A 14,739-nucleotide genomic window follows, 5' to 3' on the forward strand; every position below is an offset into this window, starting at 1 on the left:
CTCAAATGTACTATACATTCAGTAACAGGCTTATCCGTAAGTTGTCGGATAGGCCTTTCTTTAGCCTTTTGGCTCTACTTGGGCTAACCATTGGGCTATGGGGCTGCTCTAACGATGACCCCCAACCCATTGCACCTTCTGAAGTTATTCGGGTGATAGACGGGCGCACAGCCAAACAGGGAAGTGGCAACCCTCTGACCATAGACATGAACAAAGACGGCATAGTAGATTTTACCGTGTTTGCAGAACTTACGGCCAACCAGCAGGGCGATAAACTCTATGTTGGCGTAAACCCAATTGGCCCTCATAAAGTCAAATCGGGGCCATTTTCTGACGATAACTTTTTAAACATGGGGCTTCTTATTGCAGAGAATCCCCCCACCACACTGGACTTTAGCCTCAAACCTAATGAACAGTGGACCAGTGAACATGGCGCCATAGCCATACGCAAGACCACCAATAGCGGTTCGGTAAGCCATGAAGGTGCGTGGATAGGACGTAGCAAAGTATTGGCTATTCAGCTCTACCAGAATGGTCAGTATCATATAGGGTGGCTCAAAATTCATTTCAATGCAGAAACCGAGGTAGCAACCTTGCTTGAATACGCGCACCACAAGAGACCTCAAACACCCATTGCTTTACAATAAGCCAGCTAAACTAATGCAGCGATGCAACACGGTGCATTAGTTTTCCTTACTTTTCATATCGTAGATTATGAATTATTCTACCTTTGGCCAATTCCTTAGATACACCAGAGTTATGGAAAATTTGGGTATACTGGCTGCAATACTTACCACCGGAGCGTTCTTGCCTCAGGCCATAAAAACCATTCGAACAAGGCACACCGAAGACCTGAGCCTCACAACGTTTGCCATGATGTTTTTAGGTACTCTTTGTTGGTTGGCCTATGGATTATCCATTGATAATCGCCCACTCATAATCGCCAATATAATTACGGCTCTACTGGCGGGCATCATTCTGTTTATGAAGTTACTCTCTTACCGAAAACCCAGAGATTAATATTGCTCGTACCAGTGAAAATGCTCCTCCACCAGTTTCTTTCTCTTCTGCTTTAGAAAATCTAAATATCCCTGTGCTACCGGAGAGAGGTTTTTGCCTTTTAACCAAATGAGATTCCAACGGGTAACAATCGGCAGGCCCTTCAATGGAATTATTTCCAATTGCCCATTTCTGAGCTCATTTCTGAGCCCTATAAGGGGCATAATAGAATAACCAAGTCCTGCAATTACTGCCTGCTTAACGGCTTCATTAGAAGTAAGCTCCAGCTTCTTATAAGTAGAAATGGATTTTGAACGAATGAACGACTCCATGGCATTGCGTGTAGCCGAGCCTTGTTCTCTATATATAAGAGGGTATTGTTGCAGAAAATCCTTTTTATCAGAATCGGCCAAAGCCCTGAGTTGCGGACTGCCCACCAGATATAGCTTGTTTTGAAGCAACTCTAGCCTATCGATACTCAGGTGGGCAGGCAAAACCGACACCAACGAAAAATCAACTTCATTTTCCTCCAGGTTAGAGATCACCCTACTTTTATTGGTTACGTCCATAATCAGATCGACACCCTTGTGTTTTCGCATGAATTCAGACAGAAAATAGGGCATTACGTACTTCCCTGTAGAAACTACAGAAACCTTGAGTCGACCTGCCAATTGCTGGCTGTAGGCCAAGGTTCTATAACTAATGGCTTCTACCTCGTTGAGAATCCTTTCTGCAGCCACAGCTATTTCCTTTCCAAAATCGGTGATGTACAATTGCCTACCTACTACCTCAAATAGCGGTACAGAAAACTGATCCTGAAATTTTCTGAGCTGAATAGAAACTGCTGGCTGAGTTAAAAAAAGCTCTTCTGAAGCCTTGGTAACGCTTTGTGTATGAACTACTTTAAGGAAAACCTTGAGCTGATGCAGGGTATAATCCATAAATTATGTTTATGATTAACATATGAAAGATAAATAAAAATTTATCAATCACAGCCTTCATCTTTGTGCCGCATTAAAAAAAGAACTATGCGCACAACATCGACAACCGAATGGACTGAAAAGCGAGCCAAGTCAGAAAATGCTTCTCCTGTCAAATCAGAAGCTTTCATAGTAAGTCAAAGCCTGGTTTTCATAGGGACAGTTTTGTTGGCTTTAGCTTGCTGGATTATGCTGGTCTTCACCTATGCCAGCGCCTTAAAGGCCCCCGCCATAGCCTCAGGAGCCATCGTTTTCTTCGCTTCTATTATTCACCTGATACAATCAAGTAAAACCAATCAAAAGTCATGATTCACGAAAAAGAAAATCAAATACAGTTAATGAACCAAACCCTGTCTCCTTCACAAGCCTTTGAACAAATGGCTGCCATGGTAGACGGATTGATAAAGCAAATAAACCTTCAAAACCTCAGGGCCTTTGAGCAACCAAATCAGCTAAAATCCAATGCCGATACAGAAGCTTATATAGACCATCTAAAGCAACAGAAGCAAGAACTTCATGAACGGTTTATGTTAGCAGAACAGCTGGGTTGCCATATTGAAGCAACGGTCTCATTCAACATTAAACTAACCCGATAGACCGGGCCTACAGCCCGGATTTGCCAAGCCTTCATGGAATTACAATTATTGTTCGATAACCTGACCAACCCGGCCTTGCTCTTCTTCTTTCTGGGTCTGTTGGCCGTTCAGCTAAAAAGCGATCTGGAAATACCAGCCAATTCGTCCAAATTCATTTCCATATACCTTCTCTTCTCCATAGGATTTAAAGGAGGTCAGGAGTTGTCTCACGAAACTATAAATGCGGAAATCCTCTGGTCGTTGGTTTTTGGGGTAGTTATGGCTCTTATTGTACCTATATACTCCTTTTTTCTACTAAAAAAGAGACTTGGGGTACAAAATGCGGGGGCCATAGCCGCAGCCTACGGATCGGTAAGCGCAGTAACTTTTGTAACGGCCGTTTCCTTTTTAGAAATGCAGCAAATAGCTTTCGATGGGCACATGGTGGCTGTAATGGCACTTATGGAGGCCCCCTCAATTGTTATAGGAGTACTGCTTATGGCTCTTTTCAGAGAAGAAAGTGAGCACAAAGTCTCTTTCAGCCGTATCCTAAAGCATTCGGTAACCAATGGCAGTGTGGTACTCATACTGGGTAGTTTGGTCATTGGCTTTCTTGCCTCCGACAAACAGGCTCAAGGCATAGAACCCTTTACTACCGATATTTTCAAAGGCTTTTTGGCGGTTTTCTTACTAGATATGGGAATAACCAGTGGCAGGAAACTCTCCACATTCTTGAAAAACGGCTGGTTCACTTTGTGTTTTGCTGTGCTGGTGCCTTTAATTAACGGGTCGGTTGTTGCCTTTGTGAGCCAATACATTACAGATAACATTGGCAACCAACTGCTGTTTTCCATACTGGCAGCCAGTGCTTCTTATATTGCTGTGCCGGCCGCCATGAAGCTGGCTGCCCCTAAAGCTAACCCCGGCTTATATATACCTATGGCACTGGCGATTACCTTTCCACTCAACATTACCTTAGGCATGCCCCTGTATTTGTCTATCATTCACCTCAACTGATTTGCAGACAAAAAACAACCCGGCCTACGCAACCAAAGCACTTTTAGAAACGATAGTAAACCTATGATTACCTTCTGAGCAGAAGAAAATCATAGGTTTTTACTTTTTAATCACCAATACATGACTCCAAAAACACTGGTTGAAGAATGGGTTAGGCTTTTTAACAAAGGCAACGCCCAGGCATTAGGCCAACTATATGCCGAAGAGGCTATAAACCATCAGGTAGCCAATAGCCCCCTAAAGGGCAAAAAAGCCATCATCAACAGTTTTGAAACCGAGTTTGCTACGGCCAAAATGACTTGTATAGTTGAGCATATTTTCGAAGATGGAGACTGGGCTATTTTGGAATGGAAAGACCCTCTGGGACTACGAGGTTGTGGCTTTTTTCAGGTTTCGGAAGGAAAAATAGTGTTTCAAAGAGGCTATTGGGATAAGCTTTCATTCCTTCGCGTGCACAATCTTCCTCTTCCAACTACCTAAACTGCCCAATCTTACTAGCTTTGAACGTGCAATTTTCCAAGCCACTCCGCAACCGAAAGAAGACCATCATTCGCCAGTATACACTGGGATGGATGGCAGGCCTTATATTTTTGGTTTTTATCAGGAGTGTGGGCACTGTAGAGGTAAGCCGCTTTAACCCCAGCCTGGACGTAGCTATTTTCTTTGCCGGACTACTGGGAGGCTTCTTTGGTATGATCTCAGGCTACTTTCAGTTTCTGCTGGAAGAAAAAATCTATCGGCAGACCTCCATTAAAAAACTCCTTATAATCAAGGGGGTATACCTATTGGCTTTTGTAGTCGCCATGATATTTGTGGCCTACTTAATGTCTGTACATATTCTAAAATTTGAGATTGGTCTGTGGGAGTTTGCTACCGATGCCGGTAGTGGCGTGGTGTATCTTTACATCATTGTTTTCGATCTGTTTATGTTGGTTTTACGACAGGTTAATTTAATGTTGGGCGAAGGCAACCTCACCAAGTTACTGATGGGCGAATTCTACGAACCGCATGAAGAAGAGCGTATATTTATGTTTCTGGATCTGCAATCTTCTACCCAGCTTGCTGAAAAACTTGGCCACATTACCTATAGCAACCTGATCCAGGACTGCTTTTACGACTTAGGAGTGGTATTGGCCTATGAGGCCGAAATTTATCAATACGTGGGCGATGAGGCCATACTCACCTGGCCAACCCCTGCCGGCATTCGAAACAACAACTGCCTTAAAGCTTTTTATGCTTTTCAACACCAAATAGAATTGCGCAAAGAGCATTATGAAAAAGCCTATGGCATTGTGCCGTCTTTTAAAGCCGGTGTAAATCTGGGCAAAGTTACCACCACCGAAGTGGGCAAATACAAAAGAGAAATAGCTTACCACGGAGACACGCTCAACACAGCCGCTCGTATTCAGGCCAAATGCAATGAGCTGGAGAAACCGCTTCTGGTTTCTCAACATCTCAAAGACCGAATTCTTGGTAGGAAATTCGTTTTTCATTTTATGGGAGAAATGCCCCTAAAGGGTAAGGAAGAGGCGGTGGCTATTTATGCCGTAGAGCCTGCATCATAAAAAAACACGCTAGCCCAGCAGACCAGCGTGTTTTCTCCAGACATTCGTTTCAATTATTCTCCCTGGCTTAGCGAGTAGCCTCGCTCACCATCAAACTGATAAAGGTGCTCCGTCTTAATAAAGTCGAAACCGACCTTCTGCACATTTTGGAGCAGTTCAATTACATCAGAGTTTTGTAAAACCTCTCCATTTGGATTGGTAAACCTGCACCTCCAATGATCGGTTTTGAAAGTCTCAGGCATACCATTAGGGTATACCAACACCCCACGGTTAGAGATAAGCTTTAGCTTTAGGCGCTCGGTAGAAGCTTCGTTGAGCAGCTTATCGCCTATCTCATTGGCATCTCTGTTTTCGCCCCTCCAGTCGATAAACACATCTACCCCAACAAGCTCTTTCTTCTTAGCCGGTTTTTCCTTTACATCTATACTAATAGAAACATTTTCATCGTAGTGTACAGGCTTCAGCTTAGTTGGTTTCTGGCCTAGTCGCTCTATCACCGCATCGGCAAATTCTTTGGTACCTACACGCTCCACACTGCGCTGCGCTCGATAGATATCACCGGTATGAATACCATCTTCCAATGTCTTGAGCCATGCATTCTGAATAAGTTCGGCTTTGTCGGCCTTGCCTAACTGCACAAGCATCATGGTAGCTCCATTCAGTAGGCCTGATGGGTTGGCTATGTTTTGTCCGGCAATGTCAGGAGCCGAGCCGTGAATGGCCTCAAACATGGCATGGTTCATACCAATGTTGGCCGAACCGGCCATTCCCACAGAACCCGCCACTTCAGCAGCAATATCCGAAATCACATCGCCATATAAATTGAGGGTTACCACCACATCGAGCGACTCCGGGCGAGCTGCAACAACAGCCGACCCAATGTCTATAATCCAGTGATCGGCAGCAATATCAGGGTACTCCTTAGCCACTTCATTAAACACCTTATGGAACAATCCATCGGAATGCTTCATAATATTATCCTTGGTCATACAAGTCACCTTCTTGCGGTTATAGGCTCTTGCATACTCAAAGGCATATCGGATAATTTTTTCAGAGCCGGGTTCAGAAATCAGCTTCAGGGTTTGCACCACTTCACTGGTTTGCTGGTGTTCAATACCGGCATATAAGTCTTCCTCGTTTTCGCGCACTATTACCACGTCCATGTGGGGGAAATGAGACGGCACGTAAGGCGGGTAAGCTCTAAACGGACGCACGTTGGAAAAAAGGCCGAGCGATTTTCTAATGGTTACGTTCAAACTTTTGTAACCTCCACCCTGAGGGGTAGTGATTGGAGCTTTGAGAAAAACAGGGTTTTTACGCAGTATATCCCAAGACTCGGGGCTTATGCCCGACTTATGGCCTGCTTTATACACTTGTTCTCCAATTTCTATGACATCGTAAGTTAGGCCAACTTCTGCGGCATCCATAATACGAATGGTAGCACCCATAATCTCAGGACCAATACCATCGCCATAGGCAACTGTAATTCTGTCTGTTTTACTCATTCTTCTGGGGTTAGTCTTTCGGCCGCAAAGGTAGTGACCATTGTTTGTTTTCGGAATTTAAACCCCAAAATCTGCCAATTGTTAGATCATTTTTTATAGGAATGGATGGTGCCGTTTTAGTTTACCACCTATGGCTATTATCTTTGGCACCTAGCTCAAACGAATATGACTGCTTTTAGCAACATCCTTTTCGAAAATAAAGAGGGCATTGTTTACCTAACCATTAACAGGCCCGACAAAATGAATGCGCTCAATGCCCAAACCATTGACGAAATAAAATTGGCCTTCGAAACCATTTATGACGACAACTCCATAAGAGGAGTGGTTATTGCCGGTGCCGGAGACAAAGCCTTTGTGGCAGGAGCCGATATTTCTGAAATAGCCAGTCTTTCTGAGGTAAATGCCAGAAAATTTGCAGAAAGCGGACAAGAGGTTTTTGCTGCCATAGAAAACTGTCATAAGCCGGTTATTGCTTTGGTCAATGGTTTTGCCCTTGGTGGAGGTTGCGAACTGGCCATGGCTTGCCACATGCGTGTAGCCACAGCTACGGCTAAATTTGGACAGCCCGAAGTGAAGCTTGGCATAATTCCGGGCTATGGAGGTACTCAGCGTCTTACCCAGCTGATTGGTAAAGCGAAAGCGTTTGAACTCTGCATGACTGCCGATATGATTGGTGCCGAAGAGGCCAAAAGTCTTGGACTCGCCAACCACGTGGTAAACACCATAGAAGAAGGAAAGGCGAAGTGTGAAGAAATATTGGGCAAAATTGCCTCCAAAGCACCCATAGCCATTGGTTTGGTTATAGACTGTGTCAATGCCGTTTTCAACGAACAGGAGAATGGTTACCAGACCGAGGCCAATAGCTTTGCAGCTTGTACCAAAACCGCTGATTTCAAAGAAGGCACCACGGCATTTCTTGAAAAACGACCGGCAACTTTTAAAGGAGAGTAACTGATTCCAACACCATTTTTGCTTTTTTTACGTTGAGTGATGGTGGTGAAAATACATGACCAACGCAACTCACATGTTGGGCCTTAAAAGCCCGGGCTTTCTATGAGTCAACTCAGAAAACTGGCAGGACAAACCGCCTATTATGGCATTAGCAGCATTCTCGGAAGGGTGCTCAACTTTCTGCTTTTACCTATATGGACCGCCCGTTTGGTCACCGAGGAGTATGGAAGCGTTACCTATCTTTATACATACCTGGCTCTGGGGCTGGTAATCTATACCTTTGGTATGGAAACGGCCTTTTTTCGTTTTAGCCGAAAAATTGATGCGCGCCAGGCATACCATAATGCGGCTACGGCAGTCTTACTGGTCTCCGGCTTACTTTCAGGCCTGCTGTATGTAGGAGCACCGGGCATAGCCCGCTGGCTCGATAAGGGAATTCAAACGGAGTACATTCAATACATGGCCGCTATACTTTTTATAGATGCGGTAGTGGCCATTCCGTTTGCCAAGCTACGGTTGGAAGAACGACCACTAAAATTTGCGCTCATCAAAACCGGGGTGATTACCATTACTATTCTGCTCAACCTTCTTTTCATAATCGTATTCCCGGATATACTACAAGGCAAATACCTCTCATCTCTTTCAGGCTTTGTAGAGAGTTTCTATAAAACCGATTATGGAGTTGGCTACATCTTCCAGGTAAACTTAATGGCCAATCTACTCTACATACCCTTTTTGTGGTCAGAGTTCAAGTCGTTAAGGCTGAGAATCCACTGGCCAACCTTCAAACCCATGCTCAATTATGGCCTTCCCATCTTCCTAATGGGCTTGGGCGGCATCTTCAATGAACAAGGTTATAGCCTGATAATGATTGAGTTACTTGGAGAATCGGAGTTGGGTGTTTTTTCCAGTGCTGTAAAACTCAGTGTAATTATGATGTTGGGTATTCAGGCCTTCCGCTATGCTGCCGAACCCTTTTTCTTCAACCATGCCGAAAACCGCGAAGCACCCGCTCTTTTTGCTAAAATCATGCACTACTTTGTAGTGTTTAACATCTTTATGATGGTGGCCGTAGCCTTGAACATAGACCTTATTAGCGATCTTTTTTTGCGCAAGCCCGAATACAAACAAGCACTTTATGTATTGCCCGTATTGCTTTTAGCCAAACTATTATATGGTATTTATGTCAACCTCAGCGTATGGTTTAAGCTAAAGGACAAAACCATTTTCGGAACCTATTTTGCGCTTATTGGTGCGGTGGTTACCCTCGCAGGCAATGTACTCCTCATTCCGCTATTGGGTTACTACGGAAGCGCCTTTGCTTCCTTGCTTTGTTATGCCGTAATGTCTTTTCTATGCTACCAAAAAGGCAAAAGTGAGTTTGCTATCCCCTATCGTTTCAAACCACTGGCCGGCTATCTGCTTCTGGCCATGGGGGTAATTTATGGTGTGGAGTTCATTCAATTGACTAATGGGTGGCTTTCGTATGGATTAGACTTGTTTGTTACTCTAATTTTTGCGGTATTTATGTATCTCAGGGAAGGTAAATCGTTGAACTACAAAACCGTAAGCAATCCTACACGGTAGTTAGATCAAGTATTTACAACCAACAGCTAAAGAATGTCGTTGCGTGAACAGATTGTGAAGCAGATTAACAAACTCCTTTTTCTTGCACTTATCTGGATTTTGAGTGCCTTTAGCCTTAAGGCATGGCAGGTTGAAAGTACGCTTAAAAAAGAGACCAGCAAGTATGACCAGGCCAATGCAGAATACTTGCTCATTGAAGCCCAAAAATACTTTTTGCTCGAAGACTATGAGCGAGCCATTGCCTTTCTGGATAAATCCATTGACGTAGATGAAAAAAACCACGCTGCCTGGTTTAAAAAGGCCGAAATTTATTTAGCGAAAAACGACACTAAGAAAGGTGTGGAGGCCATTCAAAAAGCCATTGCCTTGTCGAGCAACAACAAGTACTACTACGTATTGGCTGCTGAACTGGAAAAAGCAAACCGAAACCCCGAAGGTGCTGCGCGCTACTACGAACTCATGGCTTCTTACACCCCTGACTATCAGGTGTACCTGGTGGAGCTGGCTAATGTTTTTCAGGCCGTGGGTAAAACCAGAGAGGCCATAGAACTCTTCCGCAAACAGGAAAGCCTAACGCTGGATCAAAGCATGAAGTTGGTTGAAATGCTCATGCAAAGCTCAAAAGAAAAAGAGGCCATTACACTCATGGAGCAGTTGGTCATAGACTATCCGCTCGATATGGACATCAAGTACCAGTATGCCAATGTACTGAGTAGCTCAGGCCAACAAACGGAAGCCATACAGTTTCTGGAAAATCAAACATCCATGAATGCCGCTATGCGCCTGCTACTTTCCGATCTTTATGCTTCTCAGGGGCAATCGGACGCCAAGTTTCAACTATTAACCCGCTCGTTTAACGATCCAAATGCTTCACTTTCAGATAAAGTACTGTTACTCGGGCAACTCTTACTAGAAAACAGCAGCCAACCTCCGGTTGGTCTCATAGACAGTTTACAGACCGCTCTGGAAAACCAATACCCTAATGAACCTCTGGCTATAGAAAACGGAGCCTACGTTTACACCAAACTAGCCGAACAAACCAGCGGTCCACAACGCGCCCTCTTCAGAACAAAATCCATAGAAAAATATCAGCAACTCAAAGATTTAAAGCCGGGCGATTTTAAAGTATGGGATAAAGTATTAACCCACGCCTACGAAAACGAAAACTGGAAGCAACTCAATATTGATGCTGAAGAAGCGCTAAGTCTATTCCCTAATCAGGCCATTTTTTACATTTATCTGGCCAGCGCTAAAATAGAGCTGAACGAATTGGATGAAGCCAGCGACTTACTTGGTCAGGCCACCCGAATGACTCGTGCAAACACTTTGCTTAAAAGTCAGATACTGGCCAAACAAGCCCAAATAGCTTTCCTCAACGGACAAACCGAAACTGCCGACAGCCTATTAAAAGAAGCCGTGAGCCTGGAGGAAGTTCACCCCGATGCGTTGAAGCAAAATGGAGAAATACTCCTCAGCCGGGTGGAAAAAAATGCAGCCCCTGTATCCGAAAAAAGTGCAGAGCTCAAAAAAGTGAAAGAGTCGGCCGAAAAGTTATACGCCAACGGACAGTATAATCAAGCCCTTATTACACTCTTACATTATATTCATACATTTGAAGATTTGAACGATGGCGCTACTCTTGAACTGTTTGGAGATACCTACTTTCAGATCAAGTTAAACGCGTTGGCAGTCAAGTACTGGAAAATGGCAAAAGAACTCGGTGGGGGTTCAGAAAAATTAGATCAGAAAATTGCAAGCGGACAAATCAATTAAAAAGGCATTATATCTGGGCATGCTAGCCATGCTAGTGCTTTTTAGCAGTTGTAACAAACGATTCTTAGGGTTTAAGTTTTCACCCAGAGAGGTGCTTACTATAGAAGAAATTGACTACGAATATATTTCTACCCGCTCCAAAATCAGGTACAAAAATCAGGAAGATAAAACCAAAGCTACCGCCAACATACGCATTAAGAGAGACAGCCTTATTTGGTTCACACTGAGCAATGGAGTGGGTATCGAGGGGGCTAGAGGGCAAATTACGCGCGACTCTGTGATTATTCTGGACAGAATAAACCGAAACATATATGCCTATAGTTTTGAGCAACTAAGCGAACAGTTTCAGTTTGAGTTTAGCTACTCTCTTTTTCAGGCCATAATTATTGGTGATTTACCCGTACCACTTTCCAAAAACGATGACATTGTAGAAAAAAACAACAATTTCTATGTCACTCAGCGCGTAAGAGATTTGAGGGTTAGCAATATGGTAAGTTCAAAAAACAGAAGACTGGAAAATGTGTTTGCCACCACACTTAGAAATGACAACACACTGGAACTCAAATATGGCGACTTCAAACCCTTAGAAGGCAAGCCTTTTGCTTACAAAGCCCTTATGATTCTCACCTACTATCAGGACGGCAAAAAACAGGAGGCCGAAATTGACATTGAACACAACCGTGTGAAAATTGAAGACGAATCGCTTAGCTTTCCTTTCAATATCCCAGACCGATATGAGAAGCGCCAATAAGTCTGTTTTACTTACTCTGTTTTTTGTGCTGGCCTTGAGCTGGAGCAATACCTTATTGGCTCAAAATGAGCGTGATAAACTCGAAAAACAGAAAGCAGAGATACTGCGAAAAATTAAGGAAAACGAAAAAATACTAAATCAGACTACCGAAAAAAGAAGCACCTCTTTGGGTAGACTCAAGGCTCTAAACAATCAAATCTCTTCGCGTGCCTCCCTCATTAAGGCCATTAATTCTGAGGTAGACCTACTCGATGCTGAAATTGCCGAAAATCAAAGCATTGTCAATGCTATGGAAAGGGATCTTCAGGCTTTAAAAAAAGAATATGGCCAAATGATTTACGCCACACAAAAAACCAGTTCCGGCTTTAATCAACTCACGTTTTTGTTCTCCTCCAGTACATTCAACCAGCTTTTCATGCGCATGCGCTACATAAGGCAATATGGAGATGCGCGTAAAAAACAGGTTCGGCAAATTGAGATTGTTCAGCAAAACCTCAATGAGCAAATAGCTGAGGTGGCTCGACAAAAAGAACAAAAACAAGCCCTCTTGAATGATGAGTTGAGCGAAAATCAAAAACTACAAGGCTTGCAGTTGGAGCAAAAGAAGCTTATCGCCCAACTGGAGCAGCAAGAGAGCCGCATTAAAAAAGAACTTGAGAAACAACGGGAATCCGAACGCGAACTCACCAGCCGCATAGAAGATATAATAGAAGCCGAAAGAAGAGCTGCTGCCCTGGCCAACGTAGACATGAAAGCCCTGAGTACGGCTTTCGAACAACAGCGAGGCAAACTCCCCTGGCCGGTAGATGAAGGCTTTGTTTCTTCGAAATACGGACTACACGCCCACCCTACACTCAAAAGAGTAGAAATCAATAACAAAGGCATAGACATACAAACCTCAAGCAATGCAACCGTCAAGGCCGTTTTTCCTGGCAAAGTAATTGGCGTAATGTCTATTCCGGGTCAGGGAATCACCGTTATACTCCAGCATGGCGATTACTTTACCTCATACTCAAAACTAAAAGCTGTAACCGTCAAAAAAGATCAGCAGGTGCAGGCAGGAGATGTATTAGGGCAAGTTCTCACCAACAATGAAAATGTGTCGGAAATGAAGTTCCGCATCAATGCCACCAATGGAACAGTTAACCCCGAAACCTGGTTGCAGCGTAAAAACAATAAGCCTTAAGCCGCATATCATATTTGTGAGTGAGTTACTTAGATCGGATAGAACTCTCCCGGCCACAAGCGGTCTGTTCACAGCTATTTGCGAAGACTAAATGATAGTAGACCGTAGAAACATACATCATACGACCTAAGTAAGTAGTCTATCGTATTTTTTAGGCCATCTGTCAGCAAAAATCAGGAACTACCATTAAAGTAGTTGGTTTTCTAGGCTTAGAATCATAGTTTTTGCCTATCTTTGACGAATTGAAATTTATGTCCATGGAAACAATTTTAGCGCTAGGAATGCCGGGAGGACCCGAAATCTTTGTCATCTTATTTATCGTGCTTCTTTTGTTTGGTGCCAAAAAGATACCTGATTTGGCACGTGGCCTTGGCCGAGGCATCAGAGAATTTAAAGATGCTACCAAGGAGATTAAGAAAGAAGTAGACGAAGCAGGTAAGGAAATCGATAAGCAATAGGTTTCAATGAAGGAATATCATCGACTGGATGAGATTCAGGAAGACCTTTCGCTTGGAAAAATAACTTGTTCACAGTTGGTAGACTACTACCTGACCAACATTGAGCGAGATAAACAACTCAACGCCTTTGTAGAGGTATATGCAGAAGAAGCCAAACAACGGGCGCGCGAGTTAGATAAAAAAATTGAGCTAAAAACAGCCGGCCCGTTGGTCGGCTTAATTTTTGGCCTCAAAGACCTCATATGCTACAAAGACCATGAAGTATCGGGGGCCAGCCACATCCTTAAGGGTTTCGAATCTCAGTTCTCCGCAACTGCTGTTGAGCGATTACTCCAACAAGACGCAATACTCATTGGCAGGCAAAACTGCGATGAGTTTGGTATGGGTTCTTCCAATGAAAATTCAGCCCATGGCCCTGCCAAAAACCCTGTAGATCCCGCGCGTGTTCCAGGAGGCTCATCAGGGGGCTCAGCTGCTGCCGTAGCCGCCAACATGTGTCATGTAGCACTCGGTACCGACACCGGAGGCTCGGTAAGACAGCCCGCTGCCTTTTGTGGCATCTATGGTTTAAAACCCACTTATTCTCGTATTTCCCGCTGGGGGCTTCTGGCCTACGCCTCATCGTTCGATACCATAGGCATATTTTCCAGGTCTGTTGAAGATAATGCCCGCATACTGGAAGCCATAGCCGGTAGAGACGAAAAAGATGCTACCAGTTCATCGCGTCAGGTTGCCCAATATAGTAATGCACAACCTCACGGTACTTATCGAATTGCCTATTTCCCCGAACTGTTTGACCACAACGGACTACAGCCCGAAATACAAGAGGCTTATAAAAACTGGGTGCGTGAGTTAGAAAAAGAAGGTCATTCATTAGTAGAAGAAAGTTTTCCTTTTGCCGAATATATACTACCCACTTATTACATACTTACAACGGCCGAAGCCAGCACCAATCTTGCTCGTTACGATGGAGCTCACTATGGCTTAAGAAGTGGTACCTCCAACGATTTGGAAGCCATGTATAAAAACTCGAGAACGGAGGGCTTTGGAGACGAAGTAAGGCGAAGGATCATGCTCGGCACTTTTGTGTTAAGTGCCGACTATTACGATGCTTATTTTACGCAGGCGCAGAAACTAAGACGCCTCATTAAAGAGGCCACGGAAGCAATACTGCAAAAGGTAGATTTCATAATTACTCCCACTACCCCCACCACGGCTTTTGAACACAAGAGTCACGCTAGTCCATTGGCTATGTACATGGCCGATTTGTTCACAGTACAGGCCTCTATTTGTGGGTTGCCGGCCATTTCCGTTCCTATGGGCAATGATGCTAAAAACTTACCAATAGGGATGCAAATTATGGGAGCGGCTTTTGAGGAAGAAAAACTTTTC

The 14,739-nt window shown here is 44.0% G+C and carries 16 protein-coding genes; 14 read left to right on the forward strand and 2 right to left on the reverse strand.

The features are described 5' to 3' along the window. Nucleotides 1–5: 5 nt before the first annotated feature. Nucleotides 6–647, forward strand: coding sequence for a hypothetical protein (locus B3763_RS17670; protein ID WP_286748204.1), 642 nt, complete (start codon nucleotides 6–8; stop codon nucleotides 645–647). A 67-nt stretch (nucleotides 648–714) separates the two neighbouring features. Further along, complete coding sequence (locus tag B3763_RS17675; protein WP_286748205.1) at nucleotides 715–1,020, forward strand: SemiSWEET family sugar transporter; 306 nt, start codon at nucleotides 715–717, stop codon at nucleotides 1,018–1,020. Here the strand turns inward: B3763_RS17675 and B3763_RS17680 are convergent. Continuing rightward, nucleotides 1,017–1,940, reverse strand: coding sequence for a LysR family transcriptional regulator (locus B3763_RS17680; protein ID WP_286748206.1), 924 nt, complete (start codon nucleotides 1,938–1,940; stop codon nucleotides 1,017–1,019). The genes B3763_RS17675 and B3763_RS17680 overlap by 4 nt on opposite strands. Before the next feature lie 87 nt (nucleotides 1,941–2,027). Between B3763_RS17680 and B3763_RS17685 the strand changes: the two genes are divergently transcribed. From B3763_RS17685 to B3763_RS17705, 5 genes are all read left to right on the forward strand, one after another. Then, nucleotides 2,028–2,288 carry a hypothetical protein gene (locus B3763_RS17685; protein WP_189629329.1) on the forward strand — a complete coding sequence of 87 codons (261 nt, stop codon included), beginning with the start codon at nucleotides 2,028–2,030 and terminating at the stop codon, nucleotides 2,286–2,288. Further along, nucleotides 2,285–2,575: a hypothetical protein gene (locus B3763_RS17690; RefSeq protein ID WP_286748207.1), complete on the forward strand. Its 291-nt coding sequence runs from the start codon at nucleotides 2,285–2,287 to the stop codon at nucleotides 2,573–2,575. The genes B3763_RS17685 and B3763_RS17690 overlap by 4 nt, the downstream gene beginning before the upstream one ends. 33 nt (nucleotides 2,576–2,608) lie before the next feature. Beyond that, nucleotides 2,609–3,571 (forward strand): sodium-dependent bicarbonate transport family permease, encoded by a 963-nt coding sequence (locus tag B3763_RS17695; RefSeq protein WP_286748208.1) that lies wholly within the window; start codon nucleotides 2,609–2,611, stop codon nucleotides 3,569–3,571. A gap of 120 nt (nucleotides 3,572–3,691) precedes the next feature. Further along, a complete protein-coding gene (locus B3763_RS17700; protein ID WP_286748209.1) occupies nucleotides 3,692–4,051 on the forward strand; it encodes a nuclear transport factor 2 family protein in 360 nt (119 codons plus the stop codon). Between the two features lie 26 nt (nucleotides 4,052–4,077). Next, entirely contained in the window at nucleotides 4,078–5,136 is a 1,059-nt protein-coding gene (locus B3763_RS17705) for an adenylate/guanylate cyclase domain-containing protein (RefSeq protein ID WP_286748217.1), read from the forward strand. A gap of 53 nt (nucleotides 5,137–5,189) precedes the next feature. On the opposite strand, the gene B3763_RS17710 is transcribed toward B3763_RS17705, so the two are convergent. Next, nucleotides 5,190–6,641: an NADP-dependent isocitrate dehydrogenase gene (locus B3763_RS17710; RefSeq protein WP_286748210.1), complete on the reverse strand. Its 1,452-nt coding sequence runs from the start codon at nucleotides 6,639–6,641 to the stop codon at nucleotides 5,190–5,192. 165 nt (nucleotides 6,642–6,806) lie between these two features. On the opposite strand from B3763_RS17710, the gene B3763_RS17715 reads away from it, so the two are divergent. The 7 genes from B3763_RS17715 to gatA all read left to right on the forward strand — a co-directional run. Beyond that, nucleotides 6,807–7,592, forward strand: a complete 786-nt coding sequence (locus B3763_RS17715; protein WP_286748211.1) for an enoyl-CoA hydratase/isomerase family protein — start codon at nucleotides 6,807–6,809, stop codon at nucleotides 7,590–7,592. 102 nt (nucleotides 7,593–7,694) lie between these two features. Further along, nucleotides 7,695–9,179 (forward strand): oligosaccharide flippase family protein, encoded by a 1,485-nt coding sequence (locus B3763_RS17720; RefSeq protein ID WP_286748212.1) that lies wholly within the window; start codon nucleotides 7,695–7,697, stop codon nucleotides 9,177–9,179. A gap of 33 nt (nucleotides 9,180–9,212) precedes the next feature. Then, a complete protein-coding gene (locus B3763_RS17725; RefSeq protein ID WP_286748213.1) occupies nucleotides 9,213–10,952 on the forward strand; it encodes a tetratricopeptide repeat protein in 1,740 nt (579 codons plus the stop codon). Beyond that, nucleotides 10,930–11,703, forward strand: coding sequence for a DUF4292 domain-containing protein (locus tag B3763_RS17730; RefSeq protein WP_286748214.1), 774 nt, complete (start codon nucleotides 10,930–10,932; stop codon nucleotides 11,701–11,703). The genes B3763_RS17725 and B3763_RS17730 overlap by 23 nt, the downstream gene beginning before the upstream one ends. After that, nucleotides 11,687–12,889 carry a murein hydrolase activator EnvC family protein gene (locus B3763_RS17735; RefSeq protein WP_286748215.1) on the forward strand — a complete coding sequence of 401 codons (1,203 nt, stop codon included), beginning with the start codon at nucleotides 11,687–11,689 and terminating at the stop codon, nucleotides 12,887–12,889. The genes B3763_RS17730 and B3763_RS17735 overlap by 17 nt, the downstream gene beginning before the upstream one ends. A 257-nt stretch (nucleotides 12,890–13,146) precedes the next feature. Continuing rightward, nucleotides 13,147–13,347, forward strand: a complete 201-nt coding sequence (locus tag B3763_RS17740) for a Sec-independent protein translocase subunit TatA/TatB (RefSeq protein ID WP_189629318.1) — start codon at nucleotides 13,147–13,149, stop codon at nucleotides 13,345–13,347. 6 nt (nucleotides 13,348–13,353) lie between these two features. Further along, the coding region (gene gatA, locus B3763_RS17745) for an Asp-tRNA(Asn)/Glu-tRNA(Gln) amidotransferase subunit GatA (RefSeq protein WP_286748216.1) at nucleotides 13,354–14,739 on the forward strand (1,386 nt) is incomplete at its 3' end.

It is taken from the genome of Roseivirga sp. UBA1976 (assembly GCF_002336325.1).
Classification (GTDB): domain Bacteria; phylum Bacteroidota; class Bacteroidia; order Cytophagales; family Cyclobacteriaceae; genus Roseivirga; species Roseivirga thermotolerans.

What these genes read in the sequence shown, in the direction of transcription:
- B3763_RS17670 (WP_286748204.1), top strand. Translation starts at nt 6, where the DNA reads ATGTACTATACATTCAGTAACAGGCTTATCCGTAAGTTGTCGGATAGG.
- B3763_RS17675 (WP_286748205.1), top strand. Translation starts at nt 715, where the DNA reads ATGAATTATTCTACCTTTGGCCAATTCCTTAGATACACCAGAGTTATG.
- B3763_RS17680 (WP_286748206.1), bottom strand. Translation starts at nt 1,940, where the DNA reads ATGGATTATACCCTGCATCAGCTCAAGGTTTTCCTTAAAGTAGTTCAT.
- B3763_RS17685 (WP_189629329.1), top strand. Translation starts at nt 2,028, where the DNA reads ATGCGCACAACATCGACAACCGAATGGACTGAAAAGCGAGCCAAGTCA.
- B3763_RS17690 (WP_286748207.1), top strand. Translation starts at nt 2,285, where the DNA reads ATGATTCACGAAAAAGAAAATCAAATACAGTTAATGAACCAAACCCTG.
- B3763_RS17695 (WP_286748208.1), top strand. Translation starts at nt 2,609, where the DNA reads ATGGAATTACAATTATTGTTCGATAACCTGACCAACCCGGCCTTGCTC.
- B3763_RS17700 (WP_286748209.1), top strand. Translation starts at nt 3,692, where the DNA reads ATGACTCCAAAAACACTGGTTGAAGAATGGGTTAGGCTTTTTAACAAA.
- B3763_RS17710 (WP_286748210.1), bottom strand. Translation starts at nt 6,641, where the DNA reads ATGAGTAAAACAGACAGAATTACAGTTGCCTATGGCGATGGTATTGGT.
- B3763_RS17715 (WP_286748211.1), top strand. Translation starts at nt 6,807, where the DNA reads ATGACTGCTTTTAGCAACATCCTTTTCGAAAATAAAGAGGGCATTGTT.
- B3763_RS17720 (WP_286748212.1), top strand. Translation starts at nt 7,695, where the DNA reads ATGAGTCAACTCAGAAAACTGGCAGGACAAACCGCCTATTATGGCATT.
- B3763_RS17725 (WP_286748213.1), top strand. Translation starts at nt 9,213, where the DNA reads ATGTCGTTGCGTGAACAGATTGTGAAGCAGATTAACAAACTCCTTTTT.
- B3763_RS17735 (WP_286748215.1), top strand. Translation starts at nt 11,687, where the DNA reads ATGAGAAGCGCCAATAAGTCTGTTTTACTTACTCTGTTTTTTGTGCTG.
- B3763_RS17740 (WP_189629318.1), top strand. Translation starts at nt 13,147, where the DNA reads ATGGAAACAATTTTAGCGCTAGGAATGCCGGGAGGACCCGAAATCTTT.